The sequence below is a fragment of the Alcanivorax sp. P2S70 genome (assembly GCF_000475295.1).
Classification (GTDB): Bacteria; Pseudomonadota; Gammaproteobacteria; order Pseudomonadales; family Alcanivoracaceae; genus Alcanivorax; species Alcanivorax profundi.
The window spans coordinates 15,322-29,823 of record NZ_AXBZ01000067.1; the positions used below are offsets into that span (position 1 = coordinate 15,322).

Consider the following 14,502-nt stretch of genomic DNA (forward strand, 5'->3'; position numbering starts at 1 on the left):
CATCTTGCCAGAATTCATCACAAGCTGTAATTCTCTGGGACTGACACCTCAACAAGGATCCGTTGTGAATCTGCTGCATACCGGTAAAGACCTGCTTCGCATGAACGAGCTGGCAGGCATTTTGTTCAAGTATGGTTTTGCCGACGTGATCCGCCGGCTTGGGCTGGCCACCCCCATTGAGCAGGCGGGCAAACTGGTCCGCAGCCCGGTAAAGGGCGACATCCTGCGCATGGGTACCGCAGAGCGACTACGCTGTGCACTGGAAGAAATGGGGCCCACCTTTGTCAAACTCGGCCAGATACTGGCCACTCGGGTTGACCTGTTTCCGCTGGACTGGATTGCCGAGTTCGAGAAGCTGCAGGATCAGGCCAGCGCCATTCCGTTTGAAGAGCTTGCCCCATTGGTTGAAGAGGCCCTGGGCAAGCCGATTGACAGCCTGTTTGCCCGTGTCGACCCGACCCCGATCGGGGTAGCCTCCATTGGTCAGGTGCACAGCGCCCTTACCCGGCGCGGCCAGAAGGTTGTGCTCAAAATCCAGAAGCCGGGTATTCGTAACAAGATCGACTCCGACCTTCGCCTGCTCGACCAGCTGGCCAAGCTGGCTTGCGACAACTCCGTGGAAATCCGTCGCTACCGGCCGGTGGAATTGATCCGTGAATTCCGCCGTTCGTTGCTGCGGGAGCTGGACTTCACCATTGAAGCCCGTAACGCCGATCGAATCCGCAAAAACATGCGTTCGTTGAAATGGCTCACCGTTCCGCGGGTTTACTGGGAATTGTCATCATCCACCGTTCAGGTTCAGCAACACATTGAAGGCATCCCGGCGAAGGCACTGGAAAAGCTGGATGCCGCGGGCCTGGACCGGGCCCAGATTGCACGCCGTGGCGCCCTGGCCGCCTGGAAAATGGCACTGGAAGACGGTTTTTTTCATGCCGATCCGCACCCCGGGAATTTCATCATCCTGCCGGGCAACCGTATCGCCATGCTCGATTTCGGCATGGTCGGCAAGCTCAGTCATAGCCGCCGTGAACAAATACTGCAGATGACCCGCGCAGTCGTCATCCGTGAAGCTGAACAGTGCGCGGCGGTTCTGGCCAGCTGGTCCGATGGCCAACCGGTGAACTTCGAACAATTGGTGTCGGATGTGGAAGATGTCATCAGCCAGTATCACGGCGTCTCCATCTCGGAACTGGATATCACCGCGCTGCTCAATGACATCACCGCCATGGTACGCAACCATAATCTGGTGCTGCCCAGTGATATTGCCCTGTTCATCAAGGCCATCATTACCCTGGAGGGATTCGGGCGCCTGCTTAACCCCGACTTCGATCTGATGACCGAAGCCGAGCCCCTGCTCAAGCGCATGATCCGCACCCGCTACTCTCCTGCCCGACTGGCCAAAAGCCTGAGCCTGCGGGCACTGGATGTGGTCGACAAGGTCTATGCTCCCCCCCCTGTCCCCGGCCAGCAAAGCCCGCAGGAGCATGGACTGGACCCCCGTCAACTGGAAAGAATGGTGACCCGACTGGAACGGGGCCAGTATCGGCAGGTCCAAGCACTATTGGTCGCCTCTTCGTTCATTGGCGGCAGTGTCATGCTGGCTGGCAAAGTTGGGCCATCACCTTGGGGTATCTCCCTGTTTGGCCTTATAGTCTTCCTCGGAAGCGCCGGCTGGGCCAGCTGGCTAATGTGGGTATCCCGACGTTTCCTTCGGGAATGGGAGTAACGGAATGACAATGAAGAAACCGCTTATCATGCTTTGCGCTGGCGTAGCGCTGGCAGCCTGTGCCACCTCCCCTCTGGGACGGAACCAGTTTCTGCTCATGCCAGCGGATCAAATGGATGAAATGGGCGCCACCGCCTATGCGCAAATGAAACAAGAGACCCCTGTCAGTAGCAGTCAGCAGCAAACCGCTTATGTACGCTGCGTGGCCACCGCCATCACCTCAACGCTGGATGGCAGCCAGCAATGGGAGGTCAACCTGTTCCAGGACAACAGCGCCAATGCGTTTGCCCTGCCAGGGGGCAAAATCGGGGTCAATACCGGTCTGCTCAAGGTCGCCACCAATCAGTCACAGCTGGCGACGGTCATCGGCCATGAAATCGGCCATGTGCAAGCACAGCATTCCAACGAGCGCATGTCACTGGAGTACGCCACCCAAAATGGCCTTCAATTACTGGGCGCAGTGGCCGGTGAAGACAGCGCCACCAAACAGGGCATCATGGCAGCACTCGGTGTCGGCGCCCAGTATGGTGTCGCACTGCCGTTCAGCCGCAAGCATGAAGCCGAAGCCGATATTATTGGTCTTCAGCTCATGGCCCAGGCGGGCTTCGACCCTCGCGAGAGTGTAAATCTGTGGCAGAACATGGCGGCTGCCAACGGCGATGGGCCACCGGAATTCATGTCCACCCACCCCTCCAATGCCACCCGCATCGGCGGGCTGCAGGCTCGCCTGCCAGAGGTGATGCCGCTGTACAACCAGGCCAAGGCAGCGGGCCGCAAGCCGAGCTGTGGATGAAAGCCGCTATGAGCTTGCAGCTACGAGCTACGAGTTAAAACCCTAAAACAAAAAACGCAGCCTCAAGGCTGCGTTTTTGCTTTTGCTGGTAGCTCAAAGCTCACAGCTGCCTTCTAACTGTAGTAAGCGTTGTCCGTCACGGTATGGTCTGTCTTGTCACGAACCCCCGTCAGTTCCGGGATGCGCTCTTTCAGGGTTTTTTCTACCCCGTCTCGCAGCGTCACGTCGACGACGGAGCAGCCCTGACAGCCACCGCCGAATTCTAGCACTGCGACCATGTCCTCGGTGAGCTCCAGCAGCTGAACACTACCACCGTGAGAAGCCAGATTGGGATTGATCTCTGCGTAAAGCACGTAGTTGATCTTCTCTTCCACACTGGCGTCTTCACTGATATCCGGCACACGGGATTTCGGCGCCCGGAAGGTCAGCTGACCACCCATGCTGTCTTTCTTGTAGTCGATGACCGCATCTTCCAGATAACGCACGCTTTTACCTTCGATCCAGGCATGAAAGCCCTCGTAATCGAAGCGTACATCATCCTCTTCCTGCTCACCGTCCGGACAATACGCCATGCAACACTCGGCATGTGGGGTGCCGGGACGCTCAACAAAGATACGCACGCCAATGCCACCCTGATCCTGCTTGCCCAGCAGGTCTCGCAGGTAGTCCTGGGCCGGTTCGGTGATGTCGATCAACTGCTCTGCCATTACGCTTCCTGATCCGGTTCGTGGCCTCAAGCCGGCCTGTAGGGCGACTGAGGTCTCTTTCCTGAGTATTTTAGTCAGGTACTCAGCATATTCAATGGTGCCACCGCCCAATCGTTTCAAGGGTGGGCCGAACGGCGTCATTACGGGGTGTTCCCACCCTCGGCGGCGGCGTACAATGTGCGCCCCGATTCCCGGCGTTTAGCCGTCGCCATAACGCAGGACTATGTGATGACAGACCCCAAAGATGCACCGGATCAGGACACCAAACCTGGCCTGCTGCAAACGATCAACAGCATTCTCGCTGCCCTGTTCGGTGTGCAAAGCGCCAAAAACCGGGAGCGGGACTTCACCAAGGGCGATGCCGGCAACTATATCGGCGTCTACGTCATTCTGGTGATTGCGCTTGTTATTGGCATGGTCATCACCGTCAACATGGTGCTCGACGCTGCCGCGAAATAGGCTTTTTTATATCGGTTGCCGTTATAGAGATATGCCAAGATATTTCTTTTCACTATAAGGGCGCTTTGTTAGAGTGCCGCACTCACCCAGTGCGGGTGGCGCTTAGCTATTGAATTTCAAGCAAAAGGACGGTGATACAGTCCCATGTACGTCTATCAGGAACACGATCAGCAACTGCTGAATGAACGGGTAGCGCAATATCGCGACCAGACGCGTCGATACCTGGCCGGGGAGCTCAGCGAGGATGAGTTTCTTGCCTTGCGCCTGCAGAACGGCCTTTACATCCAGCGTTATGCGCCCATGCTGCGCATCGCCGTTCCTTATGGCCTGCTGTCTTCCCGTCAGCTGCGCCGGCTCGCGCATATCTCCCGCACTTACGACAAGGGCTTTGCTCACGTCAGTACCCGCCAGAACGTGCAAATGAACTGGCCGGCACTGGAAGATGTGCCTGACATTCTGGCCGAACTGGCCGATGTCCAGATGCATGCCATTCAGACTAGCGGCAACTGTATCCGTAACACCACCACCGACGAATACGCCGGCGTGAACCCGAAGGAAATCGAGGATCCACGCCCCTGGTGCGAAATTATCCGTCAGTGGTCAACCTTCAATCCGGAATTCGCCTACCTGCCCCGCAAGTTCAAGATTGCGGTCAATGCGGTGCCCGATGAAGATCCGGCCATTATCGGTGTTCACGATATCGGTGTGCAGCTGGTACACAACGATGCTGGCGAAACCGGCTTCCAGGTATGGGCAGGCGGCGGCCTGGGTCGTACCCCCATGACCGGCGCCGTGATTGGCGAGTTCGTGCCGTGGCAACACCTGCTGTCTTATCTGGAGTCGATCCTGCGGGTGTACAACAAGTACGGCAACCGCGACAACAAGTACAAGGCCCGTATCAAGATTCTGGTGAAGGCGCTGGGTGCCGACAAATACCGCGAGCTGGTGGAAGAAGAATTCGCTGAGCTCAAAGATGGCCCCATGACGCTGACAGAAGCCGAAGTGGCCCGTATTCAGGCCTGCTTCACCGATGTGGAATACCGCAGCGATGTCGACACCAGTAAACTGGATGCCCTGCTGGCAGACAACAAGGCCTTCAACCGCTGGTACCACACCAACACCCGCCCTCACAAACAGGCGGGATACCGTGCGGTCACCCTGACACTGAAAAAAACCGGCCGGGTCCCTGGCGACATCAGCGACGAGCAGCTGGATGCCGTTGCCGATCTTGCCGACAAGTACAGCTTTGGTGAAATCCGCAACAGCCACCAGCAGAACATGGTGTTCAGCGATGTGGCGGCCAGTGACCTGTTCGCCCTTTGGCAGGAACTGGACGCACTGGGCTTTGCGACCCCCAATCTGGGCCTGCTCACCGATATGGTGTGCTGCCCCGGTGGCGACCTGTGCGCCCTGGCTAATGCCAAGTCCATCCCCGTGGCGGAATCCATTCAGCGCCGCTTTGACGACATGGATTATCTCCATGATCTGGGCAAGATCGACCTGAATATTTCCGGTTGCATGAACGCTTGTGGCCATCACCACATTGGCCACATCGGCATCCTTGGTGTGGACAAGAAAGGCAAGGAGTTCTACCAGGTTACCCTGGGAGGCCGTGGTGATCGTGAATCAAAGGTAGGCGAAAAAATGGGCCCGTCTTTCGAATCCGACGAAATCACCGACGTGATCGAAAAAATCATTGGCCTGTATGTCGAGAAGCGCCTCGAGAACGAGCCCTTCATCGACACCTACGAGCGTATCGGCATGGACCCGTTCAAGGAGCATATCTATGGGTAAGGTCATTATTGACGGCGCCATCGTGGATAACGAATGGGCACGCCTGGAAGCAGATGCCCTCGAGGCAGGCCTGCCGGATGGCAAAGTCATCGTTCCACTGGCTTATTGGCAAGAGAACCGTGACACCCTGATGACCCGTGGCGATGTAGCTGTTTGGCTCGCACCGGGCGAAGAACCCAAGGACCTGGCAGATGACCTTTCTGCCCTTTCCCTGGTGGCTATTCACTTCCCTGCATTCAAGGATGGCCGCGGCTATTCTTACGCTCGCGAGTTACGCACCCGCTTTGCGTTCAAGGGTGAAGTGCGTGCCACAGGCGATGTGTTACGTGATCAGTTATTCTATCTGGCCCGCTGCGGTTTCAACGCGTTCGAAGTGCGCGAAGATCGCAGCATCGAAGAAGCCGTAGCCAGCCTGAAGGATTTCACCGTCCGCTATCAGGGTGATGTGAACGACCCCCGTCCGATCTACCGTCAGGCCTGATCGCTTTACCTCGCCAAACGGTTCGAAAACGCCGCTGCGCCTTATAGCCAGCGGCGTTTTCGCATCCAGATCAGCACGCCAATGGCAATCACTGTCATGCCGGCACAGAACCAAAGGAAAGCCTTGTCATTCTCGACGCCGGGCAACCCGCCCACATTGATACCAAACAACCCGGTCAGGAAGCCAAGCGGCAAGAACAATGCTGAAATCATCGCCAGCAGATACATGCGGTCATTGATGGCTTCGTTCTGAACCGAAAAGACCTCTTCCTGGAGCAGAGTCGCATGTTCACGGGCAGCATCAAGGTCTTCAAGAAGTCGCTGGAGCCGGTCTGATGCTTCACGTACCAACAGGATATCGTCTTCACCAAAGTGGCGGTCAGACTGAAGTTTCGCTAACGCCTCACGCTGCGGCGCCAGATAGCGGCGCAAGGTAATCGCCCGGCGACGCAAAAGACTCAGCTGAGAGGTCAACGACATGGTCGGAGACGCCTCCAACTGCTCAGCGCAGCTTTCTACCTCCGCCTCGAGATTCTCGATCACATCTTCCATTCGCCAGGTCAGCTCATCAACCAATCTGGCGACCAGCCCCGACGCACTTACTGGGCCGTCTCCACCCGCCAAAGAGCCCTCGACCGTCTCGACGGTCACTAACGTACGCTTCTGGGTGGTGATCACACCATGGGGCCCGAGCCACAATCGCAGCGCAATCATATCTTCCGGCCTGGCTCCCGGATGAAGGTTCACCCCTCTCAGGTAAACCAGAAGGCCGCCATGAACTTCCGACGCCCGCGGCCGGGTTTCCGCAGCGGTGAGCGCTTCAATCACGCCGTCAGGGATACCATTGGCGGACATCCAGTCGGCACTGGCCTGTTCGGTATAATCGAGATGGACCCAGTGAGTACGATCAGACTGGAGAGCCTCGTCCGTGCCAAAAACCGTACGCCCTCCCCGGCCATCCAGGTAACAGGCGATCTTGAGCCAATGGTTTTTATCCATATCCGATGCTGCCGTCCATATTCGAAAACATGGATGAATAATGAATCATAGGGCACCGTAGAATCCATAAAAAACGCGGCCAAAGGCCGCGTTTTTACGAATCCGCAACAACGCTGGATCTCAGGCCAAGCGCACCACCACGCGACCACGCACGCCACCTTCGAGAATTTTTCCAACCCACTCGCTAACGTCTTCAAGACCAATTTCGGCCGCTTCCAGCGCCTTCGGATTTTCTGGCATCCACTGATCTGCAAGCAACTGCCACATCTGTTGCTTGATTTCACAGGGTAACTCCACGCTGTCTACCCCAAGCAGGTTCACGCCACGCAGAATGAACGGGAATACCGTCATCTCCAGATTCGGCGAACCCGCCAGGCCACAACACGCTGCACTACCGCCGTATTTCAGACTCTTCAGCGCCCCGGCCAGCATTTCACCACCTACGCAATCTACCGCGCCAGCCCATTGCTCTTTGAGCATGGGTTTGCTGGCACTTTCCAGAAACGCCTTGCGATCCACAATCTCAGCAGCACCAAGTTCACGCAGCCAGTCATGAGAATCGGCCTTGCCAGTGACAGCCGCAACCCGAAAACCCAGCTTGGCAAGAATTGCCACGCTAATGGATCCCACACCACCAGTAGCACCGGTCACCAACACCGGGCCCTGATCGGGATTTACCCCGGTATCGAGCAGCGATTCGACACACAGCGCGGCAGTCAGCCCGGCAGTGCCCATCAACATGGCATCGCGGGGCGCCAATCCTTCAGGCAACGGCACCAACCACTCAGCAGGCACACGAATATACTGCCCATACCCCCCGTCGGTATTCATACCCAGGTCATAACCTGTACAAATCACCGTATCGCCAACCGCGAAGGGGCCATTGCCGGTTTCTTCGATGACGCCAACAGCATCAATCCCGGGGGTATGAGGAAACGTTCGGGTCACCCCTTTGTTTCCGGTAGCAGACAGGGCGTCCTTGTAGTTGAGAGACGACCACTGCACACGCACCAACACACCCTCACTACCCAGATCAGCCAACTCACGTTCTACCACCGCATTCTGGTAGCCATTGTCGCTTTCGGTGGTCAGTAATGCCTGAAACGTCATGGTCCTCTCCTTTGACAGGGTGTTAATCAAATTAATGCATCTGCCGTTGGCTGCCACGGTGCCACAATTTTTCCACCACCCGGTGCAGCACGTTTTCCATGGAAAAGCCCAACCGCTCTCCAAGCTTGCGTTTTACTTCCCAGTTAACCTGATACAGGGCCTGGTTGTCCTTGCGCAATTGCAGCAACTCATCACTGGTCATGATGTCATCAATCAAACCCAGCTCTTTGGCCTGAGCGCCAAACCAGTGCTCGCCGGTGGCGACCTTGTCCAGGTCAAGACCGCGACGGTTATCGCGCACAAAATCCTTGAACAGCTGGTGCGTGTCTTCCAGTTCTTGCTGAAACTTTTCACGGCCCTTTTCGGTATTTTCGCCGAGCATGGTCAGGGTACGCTTGTATTCCCCTGCCGTCATCAGCTCCACATCGATGTCATTTTTCTTCAGCAACCGATGAAAGTTAGGGATCTGGGCGACCACACCAATGGAGCCGATGATGGAAAACGGGGCGGCGACAATCCGGTCAGCAATACAGGCCATCATGTAACCACCACTGGCCGCAACCCGGTCGACTGCGACGGTCAGCTTGATGCCACTGTTACGGATACGACGAAGTTGCGAGGCCGCCAGCCCGTAGCTGTGCACCAACCCACCCGGGCTTTCCAGACGCACCAACACCTCGTCATCCTGGTTGGCCACCTGCAGCACCGCATTGATTTCCTTGCGCAGGTTTTCCACGCAGCTGGCCTGCACATCACCATCAAAGTCCAAGACAAACAAGCGGGGCATGGCTTTGTCTTCTGTTCCTGCCTTTTTCTTTTGCTTGGCTTCCAGCTTGTCCTGCTTTTTGCGCTCTTTACGCATTTTCTTGCGCTGGCCTTCGGGCATGATCTCGTGCTCGAGACACTCTTTCAGGTCCTCGAAGTCATCATTCAGGTGACGCACTCGCAGGTCACCCTCCTGATCCGCCTTACCGCGGCCCCGGCTGGCAGAGGCGGCAATACCCCCAATAATGAAGAGAAGCGCCACTACCAGAGTGACAACCTTGGCGAGAAACATGCCGTATTCAGATAGAAACGCGATCACAATGTACCTGCTTGGGTATTTTCAATGAGTGCTGCCCGACAGGGCAAACAGAAAGATCCCGGTGATTCTACCGAAGCCGGGTACAGAGGGGTATGCCAAACGGGGAGTCAGGACAGGCCTTTTGGCATGCCCCAGAGAGGCATGCCTGAACCGGGCAATCAATTCCAGCCAGAAATGGCCTGTTGCGCAGCGCCGTTCATGGGACGGGCTACCAAGCCTGTTGCCCCAGCGTTGACTTCAAACAACGCGCCATCCGCCATGGGCAGATAGGCAGCACTACCATAACGCGCGTCAACAAGTATGCTCCAGCCATCATTGGCCATTTGCCAGACATCAATCCCAACCGGCTCTCGATGCAGGCTGTATACCGTGCGATCCCGGGAACGCTCGTCTTCCAGAGCATAATAACGGCCAGATATCCGGTCGAGCTGATAACCGGGCTTGAGACCGAGCAGACTGAAAGGCAGCCGCCACTTGATGATGCGCGCATCCAGTTGCCACTGATCACCTTTCAGGCGGAAATCCTCCGCGCTACCATCAGTGCGGGTCACCGTGGCAATAAACGATTGATCCCCGGATTGCCGAAAACTTACCGTCGCCACCGGCACTTCCTGGGCATATTCCTTGTAACCGTAGATATTCAGGGCAAAGAGGCTCAGATAAACCGCCGCCACGACCAGCAAAATGCCAGCGGTGCCCTTCAACCATTGCAGCAACCAGCGCTGACGCAACAGCACCGTTGCACCCAGCAGCACGAAAATCAGGCTGAAGGCAAACAGAACCAGAGGGGCGAGCGTGTAGTTCATGAAAAATCCTTGTTATCTAAAGCGGGTGACCCAGTGATCAATCAAGCTGCGGGCGATACTGCCGGGCGGCGGAGTCATTGGTAAATCGTCAAAATGGAACCACCCGGCCTCAACGATTTCATCGTCATCAATACAAATTTCACCACTGGCATAATCCGCCAGAAACCCCAGCATCAGTGAGTGCGGAAACGGCCAGGACTGGCTCCCCAGATAATGCAGCTCACCAACCTCAATGCCGCTTTCTTCTCGGACCTCACGAGCCAGCGCCTGTTCCGCGGTTTCACCGGCTTCCATAAAGCCGGCAAGACAGGAAAAGAACCCTTCAGGGAAGCGTTCGGAGCGACCCAGCAAGGCATACTCGCCCTTGGTTACCAGGGTAATTACACAAGGCGTGATACGAGGATATTGGCTGTAGCTGCAGGATGGGCATACCATGGCAAGATCACGGGGGTGCGGCTCTGTCGGGGTACCACAACGACTGCAAAAACGGTGATTTTTCTGCCAGGAGAGAAATTGCAACGCGCGACTGAACATGGAGAAGCCAGGCTCATCCAGGGCTCCCATCAGCCGCCTTGCAGGCAAGGGTTGCAGGCTACCATCGTCTAGCTCATGGCGGCTGAACTCACAAACATAGCACGGCTCATCGCCAAGCCAGCCAAGGAAATGGTAATCAGGGTGCTGACGCAGCAGAAACGCGGGCAATTGTGGCAGCCAGTCCTGGCCTGGGGCGCCCGCCACCAGGATGTTTTGCTCGTGAATCACGTAACACCGCGCGGTATCCGCATCACTCGGTTCCGGGCGAGACAGATCAATCATGTCAGGCAACCTTGTCTACCGGGAAGCCCAGCGCTTTGACACTCTCTTCTGCCACTTCGAGCACCCCTTCGCCAATAGGCTTCTGCTCTTCCATACTCTCGAGATAATAATCAACACCGGTCAGGGCATCTGCCAGAGTTTCCATGTTTTCACGTGTCGGGGCTGTTTCACCTTCAATCAATTGCTTGCGAATGTATTGGTGACAAGCTTCAGTGACGCCCCTCGCCCGCTGCAACTCAAGAAACATCAGCCCCCCGGCAATAGTGGCAAAGGTACCAGGCAGATTCGATAGATGCATGGCATCCCAGTTGTTATCCATAAACGAACTGATAGACCGCTTGGCAAGGGCTAACCCGGCTCGGCACTCACCAACAACCGTCATGCGGGCATCATCGAGCTGGTAAAGAGAAATCGCGGTATTGTTACTGGCTTTGTGGACATCATCCTCAGGTGCCAGGCTACGCTCAAGATTGGCCGCCACATTTTCCACTCGTAGCAAATCATCAACTAAGGCGTGAAAAGCGTCGGTCTCGACATTCTGGTCTGCTGGCCACTGGCGAACCTGGGCAGAACGATCCTTGATGGCCGCAGCATCATCATCCTTGCCGATCATCGACAGGGTGCTACCCAGCTGACTTAGGCTGTTCGCCACCGATTCATAATTGGTATCGGCCACCCCCTGGGAGGCAAGATCCAGGGTCTGTTTCAGCTCGCCAATTTCATCCCGCATGGCACTGGCCACAGAACGAATCACTGAGCCACTCGCACCCGTCATTAAAGACAGCTCACGTTGCAACTCCGTATCCGAAATCGCATTCTTCAGATCAAAGACCTGTTTCACCTGGCCAATCACACCCTCCTGAACTGCGCTCAATGAAACCAGATAGAGGCTTTCCTTGAGCAGCAGTAACGGCGCATCCTCCTCCAGCGCCTGACCACCGTCGTACACCACCTTCTTGAGCTGGCGATCGTACTGGGAGAGTAATGCCTTGCGGGCAGGTGTCAGAGCCATCTCATCCGCCGCCATAGCCATCAGGGCGGCCTGCCCGACCCAGAAAAAACGACTTAGCCCACACGGGCCAGCCGCCTTGTCGAGTCGTGCCATGGCACGAGCCATTAGTTTGAGATGCGGCGGCGGATTTTGCTCCCGCAGAATACCGACCAGACCGACCTGATACATATGCCGCAAGCGGCGAGATAATCCCGTCAGCTCATCACGGCTGACCTCACTGACAGCGGCTTCCGGATTGCGCTGGCGGGACAGATCCGCGCTGAAGAAATGGCTCTCCTGAATCAATGGCTTGCCGCCCGCTCGTCGCAGCTCATTGATCCCGCCGATCAACAAGGATGGCAGGGTACGGTTCTTCAGCTGAACGTAATCGAAATAACGGGTCAGGAGCACAATGGCATTGCCCAACGCCTGAATCCGGCTTTCAGACACCTTTTCCAACAGCTCACGAGCCGCCAGTGCCATCTCTTCGCTCATCAGGGCGGCAGCAGGAAGCTCGACTACCTGGCAGATTCCCCTTAACTGCTGAAACGCTGTAGCGCAGTGCTCCAGCTCTTCTTTCAGGGCGTGATCATCGGAAAACGCCTCTAGCCGGGTCTCAGCTTCGGTCAAGGTGCTATCGATCGCTTCCTTGAGAAAAGTCAGGGAGGTGGTGTTTGTAATGGCGACCATGGACTCTCCGCAAGCACCAAACTTTATTATTGTCGGGCTGAAGCCCGGGTATTGTGCCCCCCGGATGCGCCCGAAACAGTACAACAAGATTGTAAAACAAGGCGCATCAACTTTGGCATGCGATTAAACACTGCGTCAACTTTCAAATGTAAGCAACTGATTTATTGGCTTTTTGTTAACCTCGCCACAGTTGCAAAAGGGGTATAAGTCTTATTACCTACTACCCCTACCCAGCGGGAATCACAATACGACCTTGATCTAGGACAATTTGTCCACCCTTTGCACTGTACTGGGGCATGGCAACTCCTTATCATTGCCGCGCCCAACTCCCCTAGCCAACGCCCAGCAGGTAATTGTCATGCCCGCGACCATCGGCCGCGCCTTTTTGCACAACTTTCTCGGTCAGGCTCCAGCCTGGTACAAGTACACCATCATTGCGTTCCTGGCGATCAACCCTCTGGTGGCCCTGACCCTCGGCCCTGTTACCGCGGGCTGGCTGCTGCTTGCAGAATTTATCTTTACCCTGGCCATGGCCCTGAAGTGCTACCCGCTACAACCGGGTGGTCTGCTGGCCATCGAGGCGGTCATGATTGGGCTGACCTCAGCCGATACCGTGCTGCACAAGGTAGAAAGCAACCTTGAGGTGATGCTGCTGCTTATCTTCATGGTAGCAGGTATTTTCTTTCTCAAGGACCTGCTCTTGTTCATGTTCACCCGCATATTACTGGGGGTGAAATCCAAGGTACGACTGAGCCTGCTGTTCTGTATGGCGGCAGCGGTGCTGTCTGCTTTCCTGGACGCACTGACCGTAACTGCGGTGGTCATTGCCGTTTGTACCGGCTTCTATGGCATCTACCATAAGGTTGCCTCTGGCAAGACATTCCAGCAAAAACACGACCATGGTGACGATACCAGCGTTGAAGAACTGCACCGCGAAGACCTGCGGCGATTCCGTTCTTTTTTGCGTAGCCTGTTAATGCACGCCGCGGTCGGTACCGCACTGGGCGGTGTCTGCACACTGGTGGGGGAACCCCAGAATCTGCTGATTGCGAACAAGGCAGGCTGGGAGTTTGGCGAGTTCTTCCTGCGCATGGCCCCCATTACCCTGCCGGTTCTGTTGGTGGGATTGATGACCTGCGTCTTCCTTGAAATCAGCGGCAGCTTTGGCTACGGCGAGGATATCCCCGAAAAAGTACGTGGCATCATGCGACAGTACGCGCTGGAGCAAGACCGCAAACGCACCCCCCAGAACCGGGCAGCACTGGTTGTCCAGGCAATCACGGCCGTCTGGCTGGTCGTTGGTCTGGCCACTCACGCAGCCTCGGTTGGCCTGGTGGGGCTCACGGTCATTATTCTTGCCACATCCTTTACCGGCATCATCGAAGAACACCGCCTCGGTGCAGCGTTCGAAGAAGCCCTCCCCTTCACCGCGTTGCTCACCGTCTTCTTCGCGGTGGTCGCAGTGATCGCCGATCAACAGCTGTTCGCACCGGTCATCGAATACGTACTGACCCTAGAGAAGCATGTTCAGGGCCCGGCGTTCTACATCGCCAACGGGGTACTGTCAGCCGTGTCCGATAACGTTTTCGTCGCCACGGTCTATGTGGACGAAGTCGGCCAGGCGCTACTCAAGCAGGAAATTGACCGCGATACCTTTGACCTGCTGGCCGTCGCCATCAATACCGGGACCAACATTCCCTCCGTTGCGACTCCCAACGGCCAGGCTGCCTTCCTGTTCCTGCTGACGTCTGCGCTGGCGCCTCTGGTCAGGTTGTCCTATGGCCGCATGGTGATCATGGCCCTGCCCTACACCATCGTCATGTCCATCACCGGTCTGGTGATGACGGCCATGGCACTGGAGCCGGCGACTACCTACATGTACGAGAATGGCTGGATTGAGCACCACGATGCCAGTGAATACAGCGAAAGCCCTGAAGAGCATCATTGATAGGGACCACCGGGGAAGGGGTCTTACCCCTTCCCCGGTCAGACAGAAAGACAGGATTAGAGAGCCAGCCTGAAAGGCTTGGCACGCAAGGCGTTGTTC

At 56.4% G+C, this 14,502-nt stretch carries 13 protein-coding genes; 6 read left to right on the forward strand and 7 right to left on the reverse strand.

Annotation, left to right across the window (positions count from 1 at the left end; translation table 11 throughout):
* Positions 1–64 precede the first annotated feature (64 nt).
* The gene (locus tag Q672_RS31650) at positions 65–1,726 is read left to right on the forward strand and encodes an ABC1 kinase family protein (protein ID WP_022986548.1); all 1,662 of its coding nucleotides are present in this window, start codon (positions 65–67) and stop codon (positions 1,724–1,726) included.
* Positions 1,727–1,730: 4 nt separating this feature from the next.
* Positions 1,731–2,519, forward strand: a complete 789-nt coding sequence (locus Q672_RS31655; protein ID WP_031227013.1) for a M48 family metallopeptidase — start codon at positions 1,731–1,733, stop codon at positions 2,517–2,519.
* 113 nt (positions 2,520–2,632) lie between these two features.
* Here the strand turns inward: Q672_RS31655 and nfuA are convergent, their stop codons facing one another.
* Positions 2,633–3,226 (reverse strand): Fe-S biogenesis protein NfuA, encoded by a 594-nt coding sequence (nfuA, locus tag Q672_RS31660; RefSeq protein WP_022986550.1) that lies wholly within the window; start codon positions 3,224–3,226, stop codon positions 2,633–2,635.
* A gap of 228 nt (positions 3,227–3,454) precedes the next feature.
* Here nfuA and Q672_RS31665 point away from each other — a divergent pair, with 228 nt between their 5' ends.
* From Q672_RS31665 to Q672_RS31675, 3 genes are all read left to right on the forward strand, one after another.
* On the forward strand, positions 3,455–3,685 hold the full coding sequence (locus Q672_RS31665) for a DUF2970 domain-containing protein (protein ID WP_022986551.1): 231 nt from the start codon (positions 3,455–3,457) through the stop codon (positions 3,683–3,685).
* Positions 3,686–3,829: 144 nt separating this feature from the next.
* Positions 3,830–5,479, forward strand: coding sequence for a nitrite/sulfite reductase (locus Q672_RS31670; protein ID WP_022986552.1), 1,650 nt, complete (start codon positions 3,830–3,832; stop codon positions 5,477–5,479).
* Entirely contained in the window at positions 5,472–5,960 is a 489-nt protein-coding gene (locus Q672_RS31675; RefSeq protein ID WP_022986553.1) for a DUF934 domain-containing protein, read from the forward strand. The genes Q672_RS31670 and Q672_RS31675 overlap by 8 nt, the downstream gene beginning before the upstream one ends.
* Before the next feature lie 41 nt (positions 5,961–6,001).
* On the opposite strand, the gene Q672_RS31680 is transcribed toward Q672_RS31675, so the two are convergent.
* The 6 genes from Q672_RS31680 to Q672_RS31705 all read right to left on the reverse strand — a co-directional run bounded on the left by Q672_RS31680 (position 6,002) and on the right by Q672_RS31705 (position 12,455).
* Positions 6,002–6,958: a zinc transporter ZntB gene (locus tag Q672_RS31680; protein WP_022986554.1), complete on the reverse strand. Its 957-nt coding sequence runs from the start codon at positions 6,956–6,958 to the stop codon at positions 6,002–6,004.
* A gap of 120 nt (positions 6,959–7,078) precedes the next feature.
* Positions 7,079–8,068 (reverse strand): YhdH/YhfP family quinone oxidoreductase, encoded by a 990-nt coding sequence (locus tag Q672_RS31685; RefSeq protein WP_022986555.1) that lies wholly within the window; start codon positions 8,066–8,068, stop codon positions 7,079–7,081.
* A gap of 31 nt (positions 8,069–8,099) precedes the next feature.
* On the reverse strand, positions 8,100–9,152 hold the full coding sequence (gene sohB / locus Q672_RS31690; RefSeq protein WP_022986556.1) for a protease SohB: 1,053 nt from the start codon (positions 9,150–9,152) through the stop codon (positions 8,100–8,102).
* Between the two features lie 158 nt (positions 9,153–9,310).
* Positions 9,311–9,958 (reverse strand): hypothetical protein, encoded by a 648-nt coding sequence (locus Q672_RS31695; protein ID WP_022986557.1) that lies wholly within the window; start codon positions 9,956–9,958, stop codon positions 9,311–9,313.
* A 12-nt stretch (positions 9,959–9,970) separates the two neighbouring features.
* The gene (gene nudC, locus Q672_RS31700; RefSeq protein WP_022986558.1) at positions 9,971–10,774 is read right to left on the reverse strand and encodes an NAD(+) diphosphatase; all 804 of its coding nucleotides are present in this window, start codon (positions 10,772–10,774) and stop codon (positions 9,971–9,973) included.
* Between the two features lies 1 nt (position 10,775).
* Positions 10,776–12,455: a hypothetical protein gene (locus tag Q672_RS31705; RefSeq protein WP_022986559.1), complete on the reverse strand. Its 1,680-nt coding sequence runs from the start codon at positions 12,453–12,455 to the stop codon at positions 10,776–10,778.
* 358 nt (positions 12,456–12,813) lie between these two features.
* Between Q672_RS31705 and nhaB the strand changes: the two genes are divergently transcribed.
* Entirely contained in the window at positions 12,814–14,403 is a 1,590-nt protein-coding gene (nhaB, locus tag Q672_RS31710) for a sodium/proton antiporter NhaB (RefSeq protein WP_022986560.1), read from the forward strand.
* The last annotated feature ends 99 nt before the right edge of the window (positions 14,404–14,502 follow it).